Origin of the sequence: Corynebacterium kalidii (genome assembly GCF_022869005.1) — a bacterium.
GTDB lineage: Bacteria > Actinomycetota > Actinomycetes > Mycobacteriales > Mycobacteriaceae > Corynebacterium > Corynebacterium kalidii.
In genome coordinates this window covers 1-21,178 of sequence record NZ_JALIEA010000016.1, presented here as the reverse complement: position 1 = coordinate 21,178, position 21,178 = coordinate 1, and the positions used below count along the sequence as shown (strand labels likewise).

Genomic DNA, 21,178 nt, shown 5'->3' with positions numbered 1-21,178 from the left:
TCACCCCGCCACCACCCTGACCTGTGTGGTCTGACCACACGATGCTACATGCATAACCACGCTACGCGTCGCAGTGACCAGCGCCGTTACCTTCACTACAGTGGTTCACCGGGACGCCTCGGGAGACCGACGACCTCAGCGACAGGCGCCCCGGCACCGAGAGGCAGGGAAGAGCTGCCGCACCCCACGACTGAGACGAGGGACGATACCCGTGAAGATCGCGTTGTTCGCGACGTGCATCGTCGACGCCATGTACCCCGAAGTGGCGAAAGCGACCGTCAGCATCCTCGAACGCCTGGGACACCAGGTCGTGTTCCCCGAACGCCAGGCCTGTTGCGGCCAGATGCACATCAACTCCGGAAAGTTCGCCGACGCCTACCCCGTGGTCCGCAACCACGTACGCGCCTTCGAGGACGCCGACTGGGACTACGCCGTCGCACCCAGCGGCTCCTGTGTCGCCTCGCTCGGCCACCAGCACCCCATGATCGCCGACCACAACGGCGACGCCGGCCTGGCGTCCCGGGCCACGGCCGTCGCCGACCGGACCTACGAGCTCTGCCAGTTCCTCACCGACGTCCTCGGGGTCACCGACGCCGCCGCCGAACTGGGCAGCTGGTTCCCCCACACGGTGGCCTACCACCCGTCCTGCCACGGCATGCGCCTGCTGCGGCTCGGCGACCGGCAACGCGACCTCCTCGCCTCCGTGGAGGGGCTGGAGCTGCGCACCGTGCCGAACGAGGACATCTGCTGCGGTTTCGGCGGGACGTTCTCCGTGAAGAACCCGCAGGTCTCCGGCGCGATGCTCGGCGACAAGGTCGAGGCGGTGATCTCCAGCGGCGCATCGGTGTGCACCGGCGGCGACGCCTCCTGCCTGATGCACATCGGCGGCGGCCTGTCCCGCACCGGACGGCTCGTCCCCGGCGAAGGGGCCGTCCCTGCCGCGGTCCACCTCGCCCGCATCCTGGCGTCCACGAAGGACAACCCGCTGCTGCTCCCGGACGAGGGAGCCACCGTCACCGGAGGTGCACTGCGATGAGTTCCCGTACCGTCCTCGGCATGCCGACCGTCCCCGGCCGCGGCAACCTCGTCGAGGCCCACCCCTTCCCCGAGGTCGCCGGGCACGAGCTCGGCAACGTCCAGATGCGCAGCAACCTGCAGCAGGCCACCCGGACCATCCGCGGCAAACGCGCCGCACGGGTGGCCGAGATGCCCGACTGGGAGGCGCTGCGCGACGCCGGTTCCGCCGTCAAGCAGGGCGTGATGGCGCGTCTTCCGGAGCTGCTCCAGCAGTTCGAGGAGGCCTTCACCGCCCGCGGTGGCCACGTGCACTGGGCCCGTGACGCCGACGAGGCCAACCGTATCGTCGAGGACCTCGTCACCGAGCACGCCCCGCTCACCGAGGACGGCGTACGCGAGGTCATCAAGGTCAAGTCGATGGCGACCCAGGAGATCGGGCTCAACGAGTACCTCGCGCCCCGCGGCATCCGCGCCCTGGAGACGGACCTGGCCGAGCTGATCGTCCAGCTCGGCGGGGACAAGCCGAGCCACATCCTCGTCCCGGCGATCCACCGCAACCGCGACGAGATCCGCCGCATCTTCCTCGACGGCATGGACGACGTGGACCCCGACCTCGACAACGCCCCCGAGCACCTCGCCGAAGCCAGCCGTCGGCACCTGCGTCGGAAGTTCATGGAGACCAGGGTCGCCGTCTCCGGTGCGAACTTCGGCATCGCGGACACCGGCACCCTCTCGGTGGTGGAGTCCGAGGGCAACGGCCGGATGTGCGTCACCCTGCCGGAGACGCTGATCACCGTGATGGGCATCGAGAAGCTGCTGCCGACCTTCCAGGACCTGGAGGTGTTCATGCAGCTGCTGCCCCGCTCCTCCACCGGCGAACGGATGAACCCCTACAGCTCCTTCTGGACGGGCGTGACCCCGGGCGACGGCCCCCAGAACGCGCACGTGATCCTGCTGGACAACGGGCGCACCCGGGCCCTGGCCGACGAACACGGACGCCAGGCGCTGCACTGCATCCGCTGCTCGGCGTGCATGAACGTCTGCCCGGTCTACGAGCGCACCGGCGGCCACGCCTACGGGTCGGTCTACCCCGGACCCATCGGCGCGATCCTGACCCCGTTGATGACCGGGGTGGACGAGTCCGCGAACGGGTCACTGCCCTACGCGTCGTCACTGTGCGGATCCTGCTACGACGCCTGCCCGGTGAAGATCAACATCCCGGAGATGCTCACCCGCCTGCGCAACGAGGACCAGGAGGTCAACCACGGCGGACGCGTCCCGTCGTCCCAGCTGGACCTGGCGCTGGACGGGGCGAAGTGGCTGATGAGCGACGGGCGCCGCATGGGCGTGGCCGAACGCGCGCTCCCGCTGGCGCACAGGTTCAGCCCCGCCGCGGGGATGACGTCCCTGCCCGGGCTCGCCGGACAGTGGACGAGCTCGCGGGACGTCCCCCAACCACCTCCGGAGTCGTTCCGGAGCTGGTTCCGCCGACACCAGAAGGGAGAGGACAGGTGACCGACGCACACACCGATGCACGGGCCGAGATCCTGGCGCGGGTACGGTCCTCGCTGGGACTCCGGGACGGGCAGGACGCTGCCGGGGCTGCCGGGGTTGCCGATATCCCCCGCCGCTACCGCACCTCCGGCACCGCCGACACCGCCGCACTCGTGGACCTCCTCGTCGACCGCCTCGAGGACTACGATGCCACCGTGGCACGTACCGGCGGGTCGGACAAGGACATCGCCGCCGCGGTACGGGGTTTCCTGGAGACCGCCGGGGCGCACCCCGACACCGCCCGCATCGTGGTGCCGGCGGCGTTGAACCACGCGTGGGTCGACGGTGCGGCCGCGGAGGTCCTCGACGATTCGACGACGTCCCCGGTCCCCCTCGCGACGTTGGACGGTGTCGATGCCGTGGTCACGGCGTCGGCGGTGTCGGTGGCGGACACCGGGACGATCATGCTGGTGGGCCCGGAGTCCGGGCGCCGGGCGACCACACTGGTCCCGGACCACCACATCGTGGTGGTGAGGGTCGAGGACGTCGTGGAGATCGTGCCCGAGGCCGTCACCGCGCTGACCAGGGCGGGTCTGCACACGCTGCCGGTGACGATGGTCTCCGGGCCGAGTGCGACGGTGGACATCGAGCTGATCCGCGTGCAGGGCGTGCACGGGCCCCGGCGACTCGACGTGGTCATCGCCGGGTAGGTCTGCAGGTAGGTCGGCGGGCCGGCCGACACCCGCTGACACAGCAACCCCGGAGGTCGGTGACACCAGCCTCCGGGGTTGCCGCGTACCAGGTCCCGGCGGCAGGGAACCCGGCGCGGCCGTGGCGGGTCTCTCTCCACCATGGACCGTCCTCTCCCGACCCACCGTGGCCCCACGCACACCCGCCGGACCCTCCCTAATACACTGCCGCAGCGGCGCCGGGACCTGCTGGGCTCCGGCGCCGTGACCCGGTGGCGGCTCGACCGGTCCTACACCACCGTCGCCTCCGGCCTGGTCGTCCCGCGGTCAGCACTGCCGGAGGACGTCCGGCCGTTCGGGGGATTCCCGGCGGACGCCGTCACCCGTGCCCGCGCCCACTCGATGAACAACCCGGGCGCCGTCGTGGGCGAGTGGGGTGCCGCAGCGCTCCACGGGCTCTGGACGGACTGGCCGGACTCCGCGCCCACCGTCCTGTTCGCCGACCGCGGCTCCAAGGGCAGCTCGGACTCCCGGTCGGCAGCCCGGCTCCCCCTCCGGCCGGTGTTCCGCCGGTTACCGGACGCACTCCCGGTCACCCGTCCCGACCCGCGTCTGCCCACCCTGCGGGCCGTGGACCCGGCGACGGCGGCCGCCCACTGTCTCTGGTCGATCCTGCGTGGGAGGCACTCGTGGGCCCATCTGCGTCTGCCGGGGATCGACGACCGGGTCCACCGCGCGGTGCAGTTCGTGGACGCGTTCACCCAGTGCACCGGCCTGCGCCACGAGGACATCGCCCGCGCCGCCACCGACCGTGTGGACGTCCGGACGGTCGCCGAGGTGCTCGGGATGTGCGACTACGGTGCCCAGTCCCCGATGGAGACCGCGCTCCGGCTCATCGTGGCCCCGCTGTTGCCGCCCGGCTTCGCCTGGGAGTCGCAGGTCAGGGAGGACGCCGAGGGGCTGATCCTCCCGGGTGGCACCGTGCCCGACCTGGCGTGCCGTGACCTGCGGGTCGCGCTCTACTACGACGGTGGCCACCACGACAGTCTCGAACAGCGCGAGACCGACCTGCGGCTCACCCAGTCGATGATGAACGACGGGTGGGAGGTCCGCCGGTTCACCCGGCACGGCATCCGGTCGCCCGCCCGCGTCTGCCGTACCGTCCGGGCGGCGGTGGACCGGGCGACGCAGCGGCTCACGGCCGCCGCCGCAGCAGCCGCGACACAGCAACCCCGGAGGTCGGCGTGACCGTCCTCCGGGGTTGCTGTGTCAGTCCCAAGGTCGTGCCCGGTGACCCGGACACCTGGCGGGTGGAGTCAGGCGAACCCCGGCTCCTGCCCGAAGCCCCGGCGGAAGTCCCTGGCGAACCAGCGGCCCCGGGCCATCATCCCCGTGCGCAGCATCGCCATCCGGCCCATGTCGTGCATCTCCCGCGCACCGGGCCACTCCGCGTCGTCGTGGAGGCGGTGGTCGTGGCAGTGCGCGTGGTCGCCCGGTCGCCGGTCACCGTCGGGCATACCGTGGCCGGGGCCGCCGTGTGCACCGGCGAAGCCACGGCCCCGGCCACCGCGTCGGGGATCGTCCGGGAACTTCGCCCGGACGGCGGCGGCGACCCTGTCGAGCATGTCGCCGAACTGCTCCTGCTCGTCCTCGGACAGGACGTCGAAGGGGTCGTCGGTCTCCGGGGCGTCCGACGCGGCCTCGCGTCCCTTCTCCGTGATGTCGACGAGGAACGTCCGCCGGTCGTTGTCGTCCCGCCGTCGCTCGACGAAGCCCGCGGTCTCGAGTTTGCCGAGGAGTTCGCTGAGGGACTGGGGGCGGACGCCCAGCATGTAGGCCAGTTCCTTCTGCGGCATCGGGCTGCGCAGGGTGAGGATGTGCAGTACACGCCCCTGCCCGGCGCGCATCCCGCCGAACGGGCGCCCCGGGCGCCCCATCATGTCCATGCGCCGCAGCATCATGGCAAGGTGGGTGAGCCGGTCGGCGAGGTCCGGGGTGGCGCCGGGGGTGGCGCCGTGGTTGGTCGTGGTGTCCATGGGTGCTCCTTCAGATGGTGCGGTACCTGTTGTTCAGGTACCTTCTGAAGGAGATACTACGCAGGTACCTGACAAAGTCAAGCGGTACCTTCACATCCAGGTGGGTCCGGGTCGTCCCCTCCCCCGAACGCCGCGACGACCAACGCGCGCAGCACCTCCATGTCGACATTCGCCAGACGGGAGATGTACAGGCACGACGTCCCGGCCCGGTATTTCCCGAGGTCGCACACCAGCCCGGACCACCGCTCCTCGAAGCCGCTGTCGAGGTAGACGGTGTGCTGCCGCGCCCCCGTGGCGAACGCCGCCACCGGCATCACCCCCTCACGCCCGGAGTCGTACCGGTAGCGGCGGCAACCGAACCCGATGATGCGCCCCGCCCACACCACCGGCTCCTCACCGGTGATGTCCCGCATCATCGCGACCAGCTCGTCGGCCTCGGCGCGGCGCAGCCCGTCCACACGGTCGAGAACCTCGGTGTACGGGACACCGGACGGCGACATCGCCGGGGACGTACTCTGTGCGCTCTGTGACCTCTGTGTCATGGCCCCAGTTCTACCCGCCCCTACCCGTCAACGAACCCTTCGTCGCGGAGCCAGTCCCAGGCGACGTCGGTCGGTTCCGCCCCCTCCACGTCCACCCGGGCGTTCAGGTCGATCAGCACCGCGTCGTCGAGCTTCTCCGAGACCGGCCCGAACAGGTCCGCGATCTGCGGGTAGTCGTCGATCAGACCCTGTGCGACGACCGCGGAGAGGTTGTACTTCGGGAAGAACTGCCTGTCGTCCTCGAGGACCTGCAGGTCCAGGGCCTTGATACGGCCGTCGGTGGTGAACACCTCACCGAAGTTGCAGGTGCCCCCGGCCGTCGCCGCGTAGACCGCGCCGGTGTCCATCAACGACTGGTCCACGTCCATCGGCGACAGGCCGTACTCCTCGAGCATCGGGACGAGCCCGTCGTTGCGGTTGGCGAACTCCGACTCCACGCACAGGGTGCGCTCGGCACGCGGGACCTTCGCGAGGTCCGAGAGTGTGGACACACCGAGCCTGTCCGCGACCTCCCGGGTCGTCGCGAAGCCGTAGGTGTTGTTCATCGGTGCCGGCGGCAGCCACACCAGGCCGTTGCCCTTCTCCTCGTCCCGGACCGCCTCGTACTGCCGGCGTTCGTCCGGGATGGGGTCGTCGTGGTTCAGGTACGTCGTCCACGCACTGCCGGTGTACTCCCACTGCATGTTCACGTCCCCCTCGACCATGGCCTGACGGGCACTGGAGGAGCCCGGGATGTTCGTCAGGTCCTTCACCTCCGCCCCGGCGGACTGGAGCAGGATCACCGCCATCTTGCCCAGCAGGATCTGCTCGGTGAAGTTCTTCGACCCCACCGCCACCGACGCCCCGGAGAGGTCCACGTCCTCAAGGTCACCCGACAACGTCCCGCTGGGGCTGTACCCGCCGGCGGTACCGAGACCACAGGCCGCGGTCACCACCACCGACATGGCCGCCACCAGGGCGAGGACGCGGCCCCGGAGGCCGTCCCACACGGTCACCGTGGTCTCGCTCGTGCCGTTCATCTCGCTCGTTTCGCTCGTCCCGCCGTGCATTTCCCGGTCACAGTCCCTTCGGGGTCAGGGCGACCTCGAGCAGCCGGCCCACCCACTCCACCATCAACGCGAGCAGGGCGATGAGGACCGCGCCCGAGACCAGGACGGGGAACCGGTACAGGGTGATCCCCGTCTGGATCAGCGCCCCCAGGCCACCGGCGTCGATGAACGTCGCGAAGGCGCCCGCACCGACGAGCAGCACCAGGGCGGTCCGCGCACCGGTCATGATCACCGGCAGCGCCAACGGCAGTTCCACCCGCGCCAACACCTGCACCGGGGACATCCCCATCCCCCGGGCCGCCTCGACGAGGGTGCGGTCCACCCCGGTGAGCCCGGTGACGGTGTTGGCCAGCACCGGCAGGAACGCATAGATGCTCAGGGCCAGCACGGCGGTGGGGGTACCGAACCCCAGCCAGATGGCCAGCAGGACGATCACACCGATCACGGGCGCCGACTGGCCGATGTTGCCGACCAGCGTCGTGAGCAGGGACAGCACCGGCGTCCGTCGTCGGGTCAGCAGGATGCCCGCGGGCACCGCAGTCGCCATCACCAGGGCGGCGCAGAGCACCACCAGCACGACGTGCTGCCTGGCCATGGTGAGCACGCTGTCCCAGGCCAGGGCGCGTGCCTCGACATCGCCGAGGTCGGCGGACTGCCGCCAGACACACCAGCCCACGAAGACCACGGCCACCAGCACGGGGATCCCCAGGATCAGGAGCCTGTCCTCCCCGGACATCCCGGACATCCGAGTCATCCGAGTCATCCGACGGGTGGCACCGGTGCTCTCAGCCATCGTCCCGTCCTCCCGCCGCGTTGAGGGCACGGATGTACTCGGTGACCGACTCGTAGCGGATCACCCCGGCGTACCGACCGTGGTCGGTCACGATCGCGCCGCCGTGGCTGGAGACCAGCATGGAGTCCAGGGCGTCGTTCACCGTCGACCGACGCTCCACGGTGGTCTCCAGGTCGATGTCGGGGACGGGGACGGTGTCTCCCGACCTGCCACCGGACAGGGCAGCCGCCTGCAGACTGCGCAGCCAGACCCAGTCGTGCGGACGTCCGCGGGCGTCCAGGACGATCACGCTGTCCTCGCCCCGGTCCCGTACCCGCTGCGCCACCGCGGCGACGTCCTCACCGATCGTGCAGGTGGGGAACTCCTCCACCCCCACGTCGTCCACGCGCAGCAGCGACAGCTGCTTGAGCTTCGAGCCCGAGCCCACGAAGTCGGCGACGTAATCGTCGGCGGGACTGCCGAGGATCCGGTCCGGGGTGTCGTACTGCGCGATGCGCGCCTGCTCCCGGAGCACCAGGATGCGGTCGCCGAGCTTGACCGCCTCGTCGATGTCGTGGGTGACGCACACGATGGTCTTGTGCAGCTCGTCCTGCAGGGCGAGCAGTTCGTCCTGGAGACGCTGCCGGGTGATCGGGTCCACCGCGCCGAACGGCTCGTCCATGAGGAGCACCGGCGGGTCGGCGGCGAGCCCGCGCGCCACGCCGACGCGTTGCTGCTGGCCGCCGGAGAGCTCCCGAGGGAACCGGTCACGGTAGGTGGACGGGTCCAGGCCCACCAGGTCGAGCAGCTCGTCGACCCGGTCGGCGATCCGCCGCTTCCCCCATTTGAGCAGGCCAGGCACCAGGCCGATGTTCTGCGCGACGGTCATGTGCGGCAGCAGGCCACCGCCCTGGATGACGTAGCCGACGTTGCGCCGCAGTTCCGTGGGGTTCGTCGTGGTCACGTCCTCGCCACCGATCCGGATGACGCCCTCCGAGGGCTCGATCAGCCGGTTGATCATCTTCAACGAGGTCGTCTTGCCGCAGCCGGACGGTCCGACGAACATGACCGTCTTCCCGGCGGGGATGGTGAGGTCGAGGCCCTCCACCGCCGCGGCCCGTTGGCCCGGGTAGCGTTTCGTGATGCCCGAGAGCTCGATCTCGGCACCGAAGTTGTGTCTGTCGTCGGTCATGCGCGAATCCCCTTCGAGGTCGTCAGCCGGCCCAGCAGGACGAGGACGGCGTCCAGGATCAATGCGACGACGATCACGCCGACCGTCCCCACCAGGGTGTAGTAAAGCGCGTTGGCGCTGCCGATCTGGCTGAGGCCGGTGAAGATGTAGCCGCCGAGCCCCGGCCCCAGCGCGTAGGCGGCGATCGCGGCGACACCCATGGACATCTGAGTGGAGACCCTGATCCCGGTCATCACCACCGGCCACGCCAACGGGAGCCGGACCCGCACCAGGACCGCGGCCGCGCCCATCCCCTGCCCGCGGGCCGCCTCGACGAGCTCGGCGGGGACCTGCTGCAGTCCGACGATGGCGTTGCGCAGGATCGGCAGCACCGCGAAGAACACGACGATGAACACCGACGGCAGTGTGCCGATGCCCACCAGGGGGATCACCAGACCGAGCAACGCCAGGGACGGGATCGTCAGCCCGACCGCCGACACCGCGTTCGCCACCGGCGACAGCCCCCGGTACCGGGTGACGATCACCGCGATCACCAACGCCACCACGGTGGCGAGAACCAGGGCCTGGATCACCAGGCTGGCGTGCTGGTAGGACCGGAAGAGAATGTCCGTCCATCGTGAGGAGATGAACTCATCCACTGGTTCACCTCGCTTCGTCGACTAGTCCGGAACGGGTGTTCCGGATCACATACCGGACCAACCGTAGGCCTGTGTCCCGGATACCGCAACCACCCCGCGACGCCGTACGCTGCAGAATCGCGGCCGTACACCCCGTTCCGGCAGGTCCGGCCACCGACCGACGTCCTGCGTAAGGGGTATATTCGGGAGTGAAACATCAGCCGCGACGGAACCCGAGGAGAACATGATGGACGACACCCACGGAGAATCGACGACGACCGGGATTCCACGGCGGATCATCGACGGATCGACGTTGGATGCGGTGGTCTACGCGGACCGTTCGGGGACGATCCGGCTGTGGAACCGCGCCGCCGAGACCATGTTCGGCCACACCGCCGAGGAGGCCGTCGGGCAGTCCCTCGACCTGATCATCCCCGAGCGCCAGCGCGACGCCCACTGGACCGGCTGGGACCGTGTGATGGAGACCGGCGCCACCCGCTACGGCACCTCACCGCTGACCGCACCGGGTGTGCACAAGGACGGGAGCCGGGTGTCCCTGGAGTTCTCTATCGTGATGCTCAAGGACGCCGACGGGCAGGTCGAGGGCGTGGCGGCGATCCTGCGGGACGTCACCGAACGGTGGAACGCCGACCGTGAACGGCGCCGGCTGCTCCGCGAGTACGAGCAGAGGCTCGCCGCGACCGGCACCGGCGCGCAGTGACCGCCCAGTGACCGCCCAGTGACCGCCCAGTGACTGCCCAGTGACTCCGTGGGGGGGCGCCATGACCTGCTAGATCACCGTCAGGTCGCCCCTGGCGTCCGCCCGGTCGAGGTGGGCGTGCTCGTTGAAGGACACCAGGTCCACCCCCGCGCCGCCACCACGGTGGCGGCCTGCGTCGTCGGCGACCCTCAGGACGGTGACCGAGGCGTTGAACACCGTCCCGACGAGGGACGGGACGGCCTGGTGCGGCAGGCCCGACACTGCCGCGGTGCAGGTGGCGATCACCCCGGCCGACGTGGCGACGACGACCGCCCCGTCGGCCCTGGCAGCCGCGGTGGCCCGGTCGAGACCACCGAGCACCGTCTCCCGGAACTCGCGGAACCCGGCGCCCTCGACCCATTCGCCGAGGGCACCGTCGAGCACCTCGCCGACCACGGACTCGACCCCGGCCCCGACCTCGGCTCCGGCGGCGCCTGCCGCACCCCGGCGGGCGTCCTGCATGACCCCCTGCAGCCGCCGGGCGGTACCGGGGTTGCGCCGCAGCCAGGGGACGACCACGGTGTCCGAGTCGAATTCCTTCCACGCCGGGTCACTGACCGGGGCGCCCGCCCCCAACGCCGAGGCGACGGCCAGTGCGGTGTCGTGCTGCCGGTGCAACGGCCCGCAGAACACCGTCGCCGCCGCCGGTTCACCGGGCCGACCAATGCGCTCCACCAGCGACCGGGCCACCACCTCCGCCTGACGCCGCCCGCGCGCCGTGAGGCCGTCGTAGTGCTTCTCCACGGCCCCGTCGTCCAGGGAACCGACACCACCCATGCCGGCACCCGCCTGACCGTGCCGTACCAGGTAGATCACGCCCACCAGTCCATCTCCCGTCCTTCGGCCGCGGCGGCCGGCTCCGGGAACCCACCCTAACCGGTCTCCGTGACCGTCCTGGCCCGACGAGGCAGAGGTCGGAGGCACGCCGCCACCAGGGCGTGCCTCTTCACGGTGCTAGCCATCCGACGACTGGCGCGAATACCGCCGCCCGGTACACGATCGCCAGCTTGTCGTAGCGGGTCGCCCCCCAGCCAGTGCTTGGTCTTGTTGGACGCCACACAACAACATTGCGGCCTGACTTGGCTCAAAATCTGGCCTCGCGACAACGCCGGCGCTGTGACCTGCGCAGGAGCGCGAAAAATGGCTGAAAAGTCGTACTAAGCGCACCCTGCCGGACGGTAGAATCTGTCTCATGCAGCCCAAGATCCGCACCGTGACCACCGCCTCCGGGGCCACGGCCGTGCAGATCATCTACTCCTATGCCGGTGGGACGGCCTCGATGGAACACATCGGCCCAGCCCACACCGACACCGAGGTCGCCGCGTTGAAGGCCGAAGCCCAGCGGCCCATCCAGGGCGACCAGCTCGAACTCGGCCCTGACCTTGACCTCGGCCCGGGAGCGGACCTGTCGCGGGCGACTGGCACCGCAGAGCAACCCTTCGAAGTTACCGCCCAGTGTTCCGGTTACCTGCTGGATGCGATAGACACCGCCTACCGGGTGATCGGCTTGGATGTCGCCGCCGACGGTGACGAGGTCTTCGCCGGGCTGGTCACTGCCAGGATCCTGCAACCGGGCTCCAAACTCGACTTCATCCGCGTGCTGGCAGAAGCCGGCGCAGAATCAGCGAGCTACTCGACGATCAAACGCCGCCTGCCGCGGTATGCAACCGAACAGTTCCGCGATGCGGTGACCAGTGTGTGCGCTGATCACGCCCGGATCGGACCGTCTTCCCTGGTTCTGTATGACGTCACGACGCTGTATTGGGGGCTCTTCTCGATTTAGAGTGCGTTGATCTTGTCCTGCAGCTGTCCGGAATGAATCAGCGACCTCAAGATGTAGTGGTCCAGGTTCCTGAAGCCCAACGCGATCCCGCGCAGATGCTCCAGCCGGCCGTTGACGGCCTCGATCGGCCCGTTCGACGCTCCGACGTCGAAATACGCCAGGATGTCGGCCCGCCGGCGCCACAGAGTCCGACCCAGTTGCGCTAACTCCTCCAGTCCCGCAGGCAGGCCCTTGCGCAGCGTGTTGATCACCCTGATCATCAGCTTCCTGCCCCGGGACCTGTCCGGATGCCCGTACGCGCCGATCAGGTCCTGGTAGAACCCCCAGGTGACCTGCAACGCGACGTAGTCGTCATCGGTGCCCCACAGCAGGTCCAGGCGTTGTCTCTGTCGGTCGGTGAGGTAGTTCGTCCTGGTCAGCAGCGTCCGACGGTGCTTGTACAGCGGGTCGTCCTTGCGCCCACGCCGCCCCGTGGTCTCTCGTTGCAGGCGTTGCCGGCATGCGGTGAGCTTCTCGGCGCCCAGGTGCACCACGTGGAATGGGTCCATCACCTTCGTCGCCGCGGCGAGGGCATGGTCGACGGCGGTGACGTAGCCGGCGAAGCCATCCATGGTCACCACCTGCACCCCGGCCCGGAACTGCGGGTCACGTTCCCGCAGCCAGGTCTTCAACACGTCTGCGCTGCGCCCGGGGCGCATGTCGATCAGACGTGCCGGGCCGGTTCCGTCGGCCAGTGGGGTCAGATCCACCAGCACGGTAACCATCGAGGACGGCTCGCCAGGGCGGCGGGTGTGTTTCCACACGTGTTCGTCGACTCCCAGTATCTTCACGTCAGCGAGGTGATCGCTGGAGTCGTAGACAAGGTTGCGGCACGCCTGAACCGCGATCTTGTTGACCAGTTCCCAGCCCACGCCCAGGGCTTTCGCTGTCGCGGACACGCTCATGCGGTCCACCGCGAGACACTGCAGGATCCAGCGGGTCACCCGCTGGGTCAGTTTCGCCCCGTCGTCAGCACAAGCCAGTGAGGTCTGGAAGATTTTCCGGTCGCACGAGTCGTTAGTGCAGGTGAACCGCGGGATCCGGACGTGCAGCCGGCTCGGGAAGCCGACTACAGGCAGGTCCACCAGCTGCCGGGTGATGTGATCTCGTCGGGAGCCCGGTTGGCTACAGCCAGGGCACTGGTCGTCGACGGCGACCGGGGTGGCGTTGATGACGGTGATCGGGCCAGCGTCGGCGGCGTCGGTGATCGTCAATCCGATCTCTGCGGTACGGCAAATGGTGTCGGCGACAAAGTTGCCAGTAGTGTGCACTTCTAGGGTCCTGGTTCGCCTCAGATGGAAGCTTCGCAACTCTCATCTTGTACCGGCCAGGGCCTCTACATGTTGTGCCACACCGAACCAGCCCCACCGTCAGCTACGCACTCCCAACCGCGAAGAGCCGTATTGGGAATCAGACGAAGGCGATGGGTTCCGCGAGCCGGGATTCTCCAAGGAACGTCGCATCGACCCGCAAATCACCGTCGGGATGCTCACCGACGTCAACGGGTTCCCGCTGCGTATCCAGGCCTTCGAGGGCAACAAAGCAGAGACCAAGACATTCCTACCATCGGTGAAGGAGTTCATGGGAACCTACGACCTCACCGATGTCACTGTCGTCGCCGACGCGGGGATGATCAGTGACGCCAACCGGCGGGATCTGGACACCGCGGGACTGTCGTACGTGCTGGGTGGCAAGACCCGGGAGATCCCGCATGTGATCTGAAACTGGTGGAAGAACAATCCTGGGGTGGACTACGTCCATGATCAGGTCTGGGTCGCCCGGGATCCAGGGAATCCGGAGAAAGGAATCCGACCGTCGAAGACGATCCACCACTATTCGGCCGACCGGGCCCGCCGCACGATCAAGGGCATCGACGAATCACTACGCAAAGCCCGTGACATCGCCGCGGGCAAGACCCCGGTCAAGCGCAACCGGTATGTGACGATGGGTAAGACCACCAAGCAGGTCAACCTGGAGTTGGCCAGCCAGCATCGGGAACTCGCCGGCATCAAAGCATATGTGACCAGCAGGGTTGATGACGACCCGATGGAGATCATCGGCCACTACCGCCGATTGTTCCAGATCGAACGCTCGTTCCGGATGGCGAAATCGGATCTTCGGGCTCGGCCGATCTTTCACACGCTCAAAGATTCGATTGATGCACATCTGACGGTAGTGATGTCCGCGTTGGCTGTCGGGGCTGGTTGGAGACGGTGACGGGGTGGTCGCTGAAGAAGCTGGTGCAGCAGCTGCGTGGGTACCGGGAGATGCGGATCAATGTCGGTGGGCACGAGGCGGTGGCCGCGGTGCCGTTGCCGCCGGAGTTATCCGAACTTGTGAACAATATCAAGCGACGGGACGTCGAGAAACCGTACTAATTTGAGCCAAGTCAGGTCTTCTCGGTCCCCGTGATACGAACGTCTTCGGCACCCGAGGATCACTGGAACAATGACTTTGACTACCATGCGTACCGCTAAACTGTTTCCTAATGACAGTTGCGGAAACGGGTTCACTAAGCGACCATTATCCAAAGTCTTAAGCTGTAGCGATCTCGCCGCACGTACCGGAAGCACGGTTCGTTAATTTACCAATTCACGGGCCGAACGAACAATCCCCGAAAGATGGACAGGAGAACTGAACTGATTGGCCGTCCATGTTTCAATGCCGGTCACGGCACAGGAACGCAGTCCTGGCTACGTCATCCCGGTGGGTCTGGTTCCCGACGTCCGTAGGTACCGAGGAAATACTGAACCGGTCTCGAGCATCAAGCTGCTCATATATTGCGGCGAAATCACCCGGCGCCTCCTCCGGGCGGCCGAGCAGAACCACGAGGTAGGGGAGCAGGGCGTACTCACCGGTCGATAGTCCGCCGGCGGCGCCGGCGCCGCCGGGTATCGCGAGCTGGCTCCAGTTCTGGGTCGTACGGATGGTGGTATCGGTGACGTCAGTCAGCATCTGGGGTCTCCTTGTCTGGGGCTGTCAGTTTCAGAAGAGTTCTGCACAATTGTCAGAACCCATCTGCAATCCCAAAGACAACACGTCGGGGCGAGCTTCCACGGGGCCGCCTCCGACGAGTAGCCATAAGTAGAAATCAGCGATAGGCCCACACCTACCCCAGCAGGTCCTCACCCCAGTAGCTGTCGCCGGATGTCCCGCCCGGAACGTGGAACACCGCGGAACCGACGTGGGTGATCCACTCGTTCAACCGGTCGCCCTCGGCGAGACGCCGCTGCACCGGGATGAAGGACGTACCCGGGTCACGTTGGAAACAGGTGAAGATCAGTCCGGTGTCGGAGAGAGGGGGTTGATGATCAGAGCTTCGGCAGCGGAGGGCAACGTCGTGGTTGAGGTGGGTTTCAGCGTATCCCGCTTGTGAAAACAACGATCAGGTCGACGTCTTCCGGACCGGCAGATTCGATGGTGGCATACCGGATCCGCACCGGTGTTGTCCACGATTGTTGACTCGATCGTATCTTTGAGGCATGCACTCTGGCTATCAGTACAGTGATCACTGTATGGTCATTACATGCTGACTATAGCTTCTCGAATTGACGTTATGAACAGACTGGGCCGGGCGATGGCCGACCCGAACCGCTCCCGGATACTGCTGAGCCTGTTGGAAGCACCCGGTCACCCTGCACAATTGTCCCGTGATCTGGACTTATCCCGTACCAATGTGTCCAACCACTTGGCCTGTTTACGTGGGTGCGGCTTAGTCGTCGCCACCCCGGAGGGACGCCGTACGCGCTATGAGATCGCGGACCCGCATCTGAGCCAGGCGCTGGAGGCTCTGGTCAATGTCGTTGTAGCTGTTGACGACGGTGAAGTCGCCTGCGTCGAGGAGCGCTGTACGGTGCCGGGGTGCTCTGCGGACTGCTCAGACGATGACAGTGATCCTCTTCTTCACTTCGATGGGGGATCGGGTCGAGAGGATCTGGCATGAGCGAGTTCTGTTGCGGACCAGCGGAACCGCATACACCAGCTAACACCTCCAGGCGGCCTGGTACAGAAGATTCTGATCGACACCGCTTGCAGTTGAGCACCCTGGCCGAGACGCCCTCCGTCAGTCACGACGCGTGTTGTGGCGGGCAGGATACCGCCAAGCCAGCCCGAACTCCGGCGCGCTACAGCGGTGGTGATGCTTGCTGTGGCCCCGAGGAGGTTGACCCGGACGCCGAATTCGAGGCGGCTCCGCCCTGGTGGCGTGACACTGACCTGCTTCCTTCTGCGATCAGCGGAGTTGCGCTGGGCGCAGGGTACCTTTTGGGCTGGGCAGACGCCGCAGAAGTTGCCGTCGTGCTGCAGTGGATCGCGCTTCTCGCCGGTGCCTACACCTTCGTCCCTGGTGCTCTGCGCCAACTGGTACGGGGGCGCCTGGGGGTGGGGCTGTTGATGACCATTGCCGCGGTCGGCGCCGTGGTGCTGGGGCATGTCGGGGAGGCCGCCGCACTTGCTTTCCTGTTCTCCTTGGCCGAGGCGCTCGAGGACCGGGCGATGGGCCGTGCCCAGGAGAAGCTGCGGGCATTGCTGGCCCTGATTCCCGATACAGTGCGCGTCGCCCGCGGCACACGGACAGTCACTGTCACTGCCGCCGAGGTGCGCGGATCCGACGTCCTGGTCGTCGGCGCCGGCGAACGCGTCGCCACTGACGGCGTGGTGGTGGAGGGCAGCTCGAGTATTGACACCTCCGCGGTGACCGGCGAATCCATTCCTGTCGCCGTCGAACCGGGTGCCGAGGTCCCTGCTGGTGCGGTCAACGGGGCGGCGACGCTGCGGATCGCGGCGACAGCGGATGGGGTTGACAATTCCCTGACCCAGATCGTCAGCCTCGTCGAACAGGCCCATGCCAGGAAAGGCGAACGTGCCCGGTTGGCCGACACCATCGCCCGACCCCTGGTGCCGACGGTGTTGATCGCCTCCGCACTGGTCGCGCTGATCGGGAGCATGCTCGGTGACCCCGCCACCTGGATCGAGCGGGCGCTGGTGGTTCTCGTCGCTGCCTCACCATGTGCCTTGGCTATCGCGGTTCCGGTGACCGTGATCAGTGCGATCGGTTCAGCCTCGAAGTTTGGCGTGGTCATCAAGTCGGGTGAGGCATTCGAACAGTTCGGGACGATCAGGACGGTGGCCCTGGACAAGACCGGCACACTGACTCGTAATGAGCCCCGGGTCGTCGACGTCCGGACCGCCGACGGATGGGACGACGACGAGGTCATTGCCCTCGCCGCCGCCCTGGAGACAGACAGTACGCACCCACTCGCCGCGGCGATCACCACTGCTGCCGCAGCGCGTCCTGGTCATGTCATCTCGGCCCGGAATGTCGTGGAGGACGCCGGTCACGGTATCAGCGGTCGTGTGGGGCAGACGGCTGTCCGGGTCGGCAACACCCGATGGCTGGATCCCGGCAGGCTGGAGGTCGAGGCCGGGTCCATGGCCGAAAACGGAATGACAGCTGTGGTGGTCGAGGCCGAGGACCAGATCGTCGGGGTGATTGGGATTCGCGACGAGCTTCGCGCCGAAACTGCTGAGACGATCCGGAAGCTGCACTCTCAGGGCATTGACACGGTGATGCTCACCGGCGACAATGAACGCACCGCTCGTGCACTAGCTGATCAGGCCGGGATTACTGATGTGCGTGCGGAACAACTGCCAAGGGACAAAGCTAACGCAGTGGAGAGTCTCACCGTGCAGGGTCCGACGGTGATGGTCGGCGACGGGATCAACGACGCTCCGGCGCTGGCGACCGCGACTGTCGGGATCGCTATGGGTGCCAAGGGGTCGGCGGCGGCGATCGAATCCGCCGACATCGCCTTCACCGGTCACGATCTGCGCCTGATTCCGGGAGCGCTGGCGCATGCCCGGCGGGGTCGACGGATCATGACCGCCAATATCGTTCTGGCCCTAGCCATCATCGTTGTCCTGTTCCCGTTGGCGTTGTTCGGCGTGCTCGGCCTGGCCGGGGTGGTTCTTGTTCACGAGGTCGCGGAGATCGTCGTGATCCTCAACGGGGTGAGAGCGTCGCGTCGTCCGATCGAGACGACGGTAAAGGTCACATAGCGCCAGCACGACATGCTCCTGTGCTATCCCCGCAACCGTTCCTGGGGTAGGTTCTTTCGGGCCAATAGTTTCTGACCGTCGTCACGTAGCTGTCCTGTCGGTGACACATGGCGGTACAGAGTCTGTCGAGTGATCCCCAGCTCCTCACACAGGTCACTGACTTTCGTGCCCGGTTGACCCATCGATGCCATCGCTAACCGCAGCTTCGCCGGCGTCATCTTAAACGGTCATCCACCGTGACGACCGCGAGCCCGGGCAGCCTGCAAGCCAGCGATGGTGCGCTCAGAGATCAGCTCGCGCTGAAACTCCGCCAGGGCAGCAAAGATCCCGAACACCAACTTGCCTTGCGCGGTCGTAGTATCTACCGCCGCGCCCTGCCCGGTGAGTACTTTGAGCCCCACGCCCCGCTTGGTCAGGTCATCGACGATCGTGACCAGGTGGCGTAAATCCCGCCCGAGACGATCCAGCTTCCACACGACCAATGTGTCGCTCTCCCGTAGCGCTTTGAGACACCCATCCAACTCAGGCGGGGCAACCGCCGCCGCCATCCTGTTCACCGCCGTGTTCCCCGGCAACATCAAGATGACCTACGACTGGCAGCATAAAACCGCCTAGATACCGATCATCTCCTACGGCCGGCTCCTCCTACAGCTTCCACTACTCTGGGCGGCCTGGAAGACCCGGTAGAATAACTAGGACCCCGGCACCACCTCGGATTACCAAGCAGCTACAGAGAGGTTGACCAATGAAGAAGTATCGCCTGCTTGCCACGACCACCCTCGCCGTCACCGCCCTCACTCTCACAGCCTGCGGAAACTCCGACGTCGACACAACCGCCCCCGCGGGTGACACAACATCGCAGTCCACCTCTGACTCCCCGACATCCAGCACTTCTTCATCGAGCAACGAGAACCTCGAGTTGGTGACAGATTTCTACAATGATTTCTTCAACGACCACGACATCTCCGCTGCTGATGTCATCTCTGACGACTACATCCAGCACAACCCGCAAGTACCTGACGGAAAAGCACCGTTCGTGGACTACTTCGCAGGCTACTTCCAGGACAATCCGGACTACCGTGGCGAGATCAAGCGCTCAGCAGTCAACGACGACCTGGTCTTCCTCCATGTCCACTCCACCAACGATGATGACGATACCGGTCAAGCCGTCGTCGACATCTTCCGCGTCGACGATGGCATTATCGTCGAACACTGGGACGTGCTCCAAGACGTCCCCGAAGACTCCGCCAACGACAACACCATGTTCTAGCCAGCGCTGTCCAGCAAGTGACGCTATCATCACTTGCGTCACCACCCACCCGCCTCGACCACCATGGGGCAAAGCATAGGAGGATACACGAACATGATCGACTCTCTAGCTGCACTGGCCGAATCCATCACCGGCATCGTCACCACCGCCATCTCAGGTGACTGGATCGGGCTGGGAACCAGCATCGTAAGCACCGTCTTCGACTCCATCGGCGTCGGATCCGCAGCCGTCGGTTCCGCTGCGGACCTCGGCTCCTCGGCCATCGAACTGTCCTCCTAGAAAACACTGCTTCCAGGCGGCCTCACCCCAGCCGGCCAGCCCCATGTGTACATGCACAAGGGCTGGCCGGCTGTTTTTATCTTCTTGTCGCCGCCCGTATACACCTCACGGCACGCGGCCCAAAAAAAGCAGCAAGCACCAGCGTTCACCAGCTGTGCACTAGATCCTCCCTTAAATCATGGGCCCGACCCCCGGGTGGTGGACACCCAGACACCAGCTGTCCGCTGGGAAGGAAAGGTAGTCTACCCCCATGCCACGCATCACCTACAGTGAGCAATTCAAACGTGACGCCGTCACGCTCTACGAAAACACCGACGGGGCGTCCATCAACCGTATCGCCGCTGAACTAGGCGTCAGCAGGGGAAGCTTGCAGCACTGGCTTACCCGCTACGGAACCCGCCCACGATCAACGAAATCAGTCTCGCCCGAGGGCTCCGACCGGGCGGCCACAGGGATCGGCAAAGACGAGAAGATTCGCGAGCTCGAACGCGAGAACCACCGACTCAGGGAAGAACGGGATATTCTTCGCAAGGCAGCAAAGTATTTTGCCGAAGAGACGACCTGGTAAGCCGCTTCCGGTTCGTTGATGACTTCCGCACCGAGTACTCGGTCAAGCGGCTATGTGAGGTATTGATGCTCAATCGTTCCTCATACTACAAGTGGAAATCTTCCGCGTCACGACGCCGGGAACGACTCGTCGCTGATGCGGCACTCGGTGCGCGGATTCGAGCTATATTCTCCGAACACGATGGGTGTTATGGCGCCAAACGTATTACCGCTGAACTCAATGCTCCCGGCCGTCGTGGTACACCACTGAACAACCGTGCCTGTTCACCTGCATCACGCGCGTCGGTGACAGTGTCACAACGAGCGGATGGGGCAGCATCTGTGCAGGTGGTTAACCATAAACGTGTCGCCAGGATCATGCGCTGCCAGGGGATTTCCGGGTTCACGAAGAAGCGCCGGGTCCGCACCACGGTCCCGGCGCCGAGCGCACCGAGGTTTCCGGATCTCGTGCGTCGGAACTTCGCTGCAGACCGGGCGAACCGTGTCTATGTCGGTGATATTACCTATCTTCCGGTGTCCGGAGGGTCGACTATGTACCTGGCGACGGTGATCGACTGTTATTCTCGTCGCCTGGTGGGCTTTTCTATCGCGGATCATATGCGTGCCGATCTTGTCTGTGACGCGTTGGTGATGGCGAAGAATCAGCGAGGTTCACTCGATGGTGCTGTTTTTCATTCTGATCACGGCAGCGTGTACAGCTCGTCGATGTTCAGGCGGTTGTGTTCTGATTTCGAGGTGCGTCAGTCGATGGGAGCGGTGGGCGCCAGTGCCGATAATTCTCTGGCTGAGTCATTCAACGCGTCGATGAAGCGTGAGGTTTTGAAGGATAGGAAATCATTTGTGAATCAGTTGTCCTGCAGGCGTGAAGTGTTCCGGTGGTGTGTTCGGTACAATTCTGTACGTCGACATTCTTGGTGTGGACATCAGGCTCCGGAGGTGTTCGAAGCTGGAGTTTCTGGTAGTCTGTTGAACGTATCGTAATCAACCCCGTGTCCACTTTCTGGGGTTCGGGCCC

The 21,178-nt window shown here is 66.1% G+C and carries 21 protein-coding genes and 3 pseudogenes; 12 read left to right on the top strand and 12 right to left on the bottom strand.

Annotated elements, in window-relative coordinates:
• Positions 1-211 precede the first annotated feature (211 nt).
• The 4 genes from MUN33_RS09695 (at position 212) to MUN33_RS09680 (ending at position 4,448) form a co-directional block, all read left to right on the top strand.
• Positions 212-1,036: a (Fe-S)-binding protein gene (locus MUN33_RS09695; protein ID WP_244804714.1), complete on the top strand. Its 825-nt coding sequence runs from the start codon at positions 212-214 to the stop codon at positions 1,034-1,036.
• Positions 1,033-2,532: a lactate utilization protein B gene (locus MUN33_RS09690; RefSeq protein WP_244804713.1), complete on the top strand. Its 1,500-nt coding sequence runs from the start codon at positions 1,033-1,035 to the stop codon at positions 2,530-2,532. Before MUN33_RS09695 ends, MUN33_RS09690 begins: the two co-directional genes overlap by 4 nt.
• Positions 2,529-3,221 carry a LutC/YkgG family protein gene (locus MUN33_RS09685; RefSeq protein ID WP_244804712.1) on the top strand — a complete coding sequence of 231 codons (693 nt, stop codon included), beginning with the start codon at positions 2,529-2,531 and terminating at the stop codon, positions 3,219-3,221. Before MUN33_RS09690 ends, MUN33_RS09685 begins: the two co-directional genes overlap by 4 nt.
• A gap of 141 nt (positions 3,222-3,362) precedes the next feature.
• On the top strand, positions 3,363-4,448 hold the full coding sequence (locus MUN33_RS09680; RefSeq protein WP_244804711.1) for an endonuclease domain-containing protein: 1,086 nt from the start codon (positions 3,363-3,365) through the stop codon (positions 4,446-4,448).
• Between the two features lie 68 nt (positions 4,449-4,516).
• Here the strand turns inward: MUN33_RS09680 and MUN33_RS09675 are convergent, their stop codons facing one another.
• The 6 genes from MUN33_RS09675 to MUN33_RS09650 form a co-directional block, all read right to left on the bottom strand.
• A complete protein-coding gene (locus tag MUN33_RS09675; RefSeq protein WP_244804710.1) occupies positions 4,517-5,236 on the bottom strand; it encodes a MarR family winged helix-turn-helix transcriptional regulator in 720 nt (239 codons plus the stop codon).
• A 77-nt stretch (positions 5,237-5,313) separates the two neighbouring features.
• On the bottom strand, positions 5,314-5,778 hold the full coding sequence (locus tag MUN33_RS09670; protein ID WP_244804709.1) for a DUF1801 domain-containing protein: 465 nt from the start codon (positions 5,776-5,778) through the stop codon (positions 5,314-5,316).
• Between the two features lie 20 nt (positions 5,779-5,798).
• Complete coding sequence (locus MUN33_RS09665; protein ID WP_244804708.1) at positions 5,799-6,797, bottom strand: glycine betaine ABC transporter substrate-binding protein; 999 nt, start codon at positions 6,795-6,797, stop codon at positions 5,799-5,801.
• Between the two features lie 37 nt (positions 6,798-6,834).
• Positions 6,835-7,620, bottom strand: a complete 786-nt coding sequence (locus MUN33_RS09660; protein WP_439647850.1) for an ABC transporter permease — start codon at positions 7,618-7,620, stop codon at positions 6,835-6,837.
• Complete coding sequence (locus MUN33_RS09655) at positions 7,613-8,791, bottom strand: ABC transporter ATP-binding protein (protein ID WP_244804707.1); 1,179 nt, start codon at positions 8,789-8,791, stop codon at positions 7,613-7,615. Before MUN33_RS09655 ends, MUN33_RS09660 begins: the two co-directional genes overlap by 8 nt.
• On the bottom strand, positions 8,788-9,429 hold the full coding sequence (locus MUN33_RS09650; protein WP_244804706.1) for an ABC transporter permease: 642 nt from the start codon (positions 9,427-9,429) through the stop codon (positions 8,788-8,790). Before MUN33_RS09650 ends, MUN33_RS09655 begins: the two co-directional genes overlap by 4 nt.
• A 223-nt stretch (positions 9,430-9,652) precedes the next feature.
• Here MUN33_RS09650 and MUN33_RS09645 point away from each other — a divergent pair, with 223 nt between their 5' ends.
• Positions 9,653-10,129 (top strand): PAS domain-containing protein, encoded by a 477-nt coding sequence (locus MUN33_RS09645; protein WP_244804705.1) that lies wholly within the window; start codon positions 9,653-9,655, stop codon positions 10,127-10,129.
• A 69-nt stretch (positions 10,130-10,198) separates the two neighbouring features.
• On the opposite strand, the gene MUN33_RS09640 is transcribed toward MUN33_RS09645, so the two are convergent.
• Positions 10,199-10,990, bottom strand: a complete 792-nt coding sequence (locus tag MUN33_RS09640) for a histidine phosphatase family protein (protein ID WP_244804704.1) — start codon at positions 10,988-10,990, stop codon at positions 10,199-10,201.
• Between the two features lie 370 nt (positions 10,991-11,360).
• On the opposite strand from MUN33_RS09640, the pseudogene MUN33_RS09635 reads away from it, so the two are divergent.
• Positions 11,361-11,817, top strand: a pseudogene (locus MUN33_RS09635) (IS1634 family transposase); the annotation flags it as partial.
• Between the two features lie 130 nt (positions 11,818-11,947).
• Here MUN33_RS09635 and MUN33_RS09630 read toward each other — a convergent pair.
• Complete coding sequence (locus MUN33_RS09630; RefSeq protein ID WP_244804702.1) at positions 11,948-13,261, bottom strand: ISL3 family transposase; 1,314 nt, start codon at positions 13,259-13,261, stop codon at positions 11,948-11,950.
• Positions 13,262-13,391: 130 nt separating this feature from the next.
• Between MUN33_RS09630 and MUN33_RS14305 the strand changes: the two are divergent.
• Positions 13,392-14,368, top strand: a pseudogene (locus tag MUN33_RS14305) (IS1634 family transposase); the annotation flags it as partial.
• Between the two features lie 280 nt (positions 14,369-14,648).
• On the opposite strand, the gene MUN33_RS09610 reads toward MUN33_RS14305, so the two are convergent.
• Both MUN33_RS09610 and MUN33_RS09605 read right to left on the bottom strand, forming a co-directional pair.
• Positions 14,649-14,945, bottom strand: coding sequence for a hypothetical protein (locus MUN33_RS09610; RefSeq protein WP_244804698.1), 297 nt, complete (start codon positions 14,943-14,945; stop codon positions 14,649-14,651).
• Positions 14,946-15,099: 154 nt separating this feature from the next.
• Positions 15,100-15,291 (bottom strand): annotated as a pseudogene (locus tag MUN33_RS09605) (Dyp-type peroxidase); the annotation flags it as partial.
• 225 nt (positions 15,292-15,516) lie between these two features.
• On the opposite strand from MUN33_RS09605, the gene cmtR reads away from it, so the two are divergent.
• Entirely contained in the window at positions 15,517-15,933 is a 417-nt protein-coding gene (gene cmtR / locus MUN33_RS09600) for a Cd(II)/Pb(II)-sensing metalloregulatory transcriptional regulator CmtR (protein WP_244804697.1), read from the top strand.
• Between the two features lie 353 nt (positions 15,934-16,286).
• Positions 16,287-18,047 carry a heavy metal translocating P-type ATPase gene (locus MUN33_RS09595; RefSeq protein WP_439647849.1) on the top strand — a complete coding sequence of 587 codons (1,761 nt, stop codon included), beginning with the start codon at positions 16,287-16,289 and terminating at the stop codon, positions 18,045-18,047.
• 23 nt (positions 18,048-18,070) lie between these two features.
• On the opposite strand, the gene MUN33_RS14300 is transcribed toward MUN33_RS09595, so the two are convergent.
• Both MUN33_RS14300 and MUN33_RS14295 read right to left on the bottom strand, forming a co-directional pair.
• Complete coding sequence (locus MUN33_RS14300; RefSeq protein WP_439647854.1) at positions 18,071-18,229, bottom strand: helix-turn-helix domain-containing protein; 159 nt, start codon at positions 18,227-18,229, stop codon at positions 18,071-18,073.
• 45 nt (positions 18,230-18,274) lie between these two features.
• On the bottom strand, positions 18,275-18,625 hold the full coding sequence (locus MUN33_RS14295) for a recombinase family protein (RefSeq protein ID WP_439647848.1): 351 nt from the start codon (positions 18,623-18,625) through the stop codon (positions 18,275-18,277).
• A gap of 167 nt (positions 18,626-18,792) precedes the next feature.
• Between MUN33_RS14295 and MUN33_RS09585 the strand changes: the two genes are divergently transcribed.
• From MUN33_RS09585 to MUN33_RS09575, 3 genes are all read left to right on the top strand, one after another.
• The gene (locus tag MUN33_RS09585) at positions 18,793-19,317 is read left to right on the top strand and encodes a nuclear transport factor 2 family protein (protein WP_244804696.1); all 525 of its coding nucleotides are present in this window, start codon (positions 18,793-18,795) and stop codon (positions 19,315-19,317) included.
• A gap of 93 nt (positions 19,318-19,410) precedes the next feature.
• The gene (locus tag MUN33_RS09580; protein ID WP_244804695.1) at positions 19,411-19,596 is read left to right on the top strand and encodes a beta-class phenol-soluble modulin; all 186 of its coding nucleotides are present in this window, start codon (positions 19,411-19,413) and stop codon (positions 19,594-19,596) included.
• A 250-nt stretch (positions 19,597-19,846) separates the two neighbouring features.
• Positions 19,847-21,144 (top strand): IS3 family transposase gene (locus tag MUN33_RS09575; RefSeq protein ID WP_244804690.1). Its coding sequence is split into 2 segments (ribosomal slippage): positions 19,847-20,144 and positions 20,144-21,144, totalling 1,299 coding nucleotides; the frame shifts between segments, so codons are not numbered across the junction.
• The last annotated feature ends 34 nt before the right edge of the window (positions 21,145-21,178 follow it).

Excerpts from the sequence above, each read along its gene's own strand:
- MUN33_RS09655 (WP_244804707.1), bottom strand. The coding sequence starts at position 8,791 with ATGACCGACGACAGACACAACTTCGGTGCCGAGATCGAGCTCTCGGGC.
- MUN33_RS09680 (WP_244804711.1), top strand. The coding sequence starts at position 3,363 with ATGGACCGTCCTCTCCCGACCCACCGTGGCCCCACGCACACCCGCCGG.
- MUN33_RS09610 (WP_244804698.1), bottom strand. The coding sequence starts at position 14,945 with ATGCTGACTGACGTCACCGATACCACCATCCGTACGACCCAGAACTGG.
- MUN33_RS09690 (WP_244804713.1), top strand. The coding sequence starts at position 1,033 with ATGAGTTCCCGTACCGTCCTCGGCATGCCGACCGTCCCCGGCCGCGGC.
- MUN33_RS09580 (WP_244804695.1), top strand. The coding sequence starts at position 19,411 with ATGATCGACTCTCTAGCTGCACTGGCCGAATCCATCACCGGCATCGTC.
- MUN33_RS09660 (WP_439647850.1), bottom strand. The coding sequence starts at position 7,620 with ATGGCTGAGAGCACCGGTGCCACCCGTCGGATGACTCGGATGACTCGG.
- MUN33_RS09585 (WP_244804696.1), top strand. The coding sequence starts at position 18,793 with ATGAAGAAGTATCGCCTGCTTGCCACGACCACCCTCGCCGTCACCGCC.
- MUN33_RS09645 (WP_244804705.1), top strand. The coding sequence starts at position 9,653 with ATGATGGACGACACCCACGGAGAATCGACGACGACCGGGATTCCACGG.
- MUN33_RS09675 (WP_244804710.1), bottom strand. The coding sequence starts at position 5,236 with ATGGACACCACGACCAACCACGGCGCCACCCCCGGCGCCACCCCGGAC.
- cmtR (WP_244804697.1), top strand. The coding sequence starts at position 15,517 with ATGCTGACTATAGCTTCTCGAATTGACGTTATGAACAGACTGGGCCGG.
- MUN33_RS09665 (WP_244804708.1), bottom strand. The coding sequence starts at position 6,797 with ATGAACGGCACGAGCGAGACCACGGTGACCGTGTGGGACGGCCTCCGG.
- MUN33_RS09670 (WP_244804709.1), bottom strand. The coding sequence starts at position 5,778 with ATGACACAGAGGTCACAGAGCGCACAGAGTACGTCCCCGGCGATGTCG.
- MUN33_RS14300 (WP_439647854.1), bottom strand. The coding sequence starts at position 18,229 with ATGGGTCAACCGGGCACGAAAGTCAGTGACCTGTGTGAGGAGCTGGGG.
- MUN33_RS14295 (WP_439647848.1), bottom strand. The coding sequence starts at position 18,625 with ATGTTGCCGGGGAACACGGCGGTGAACAGGATGGCGGCGGCGGTTGCC.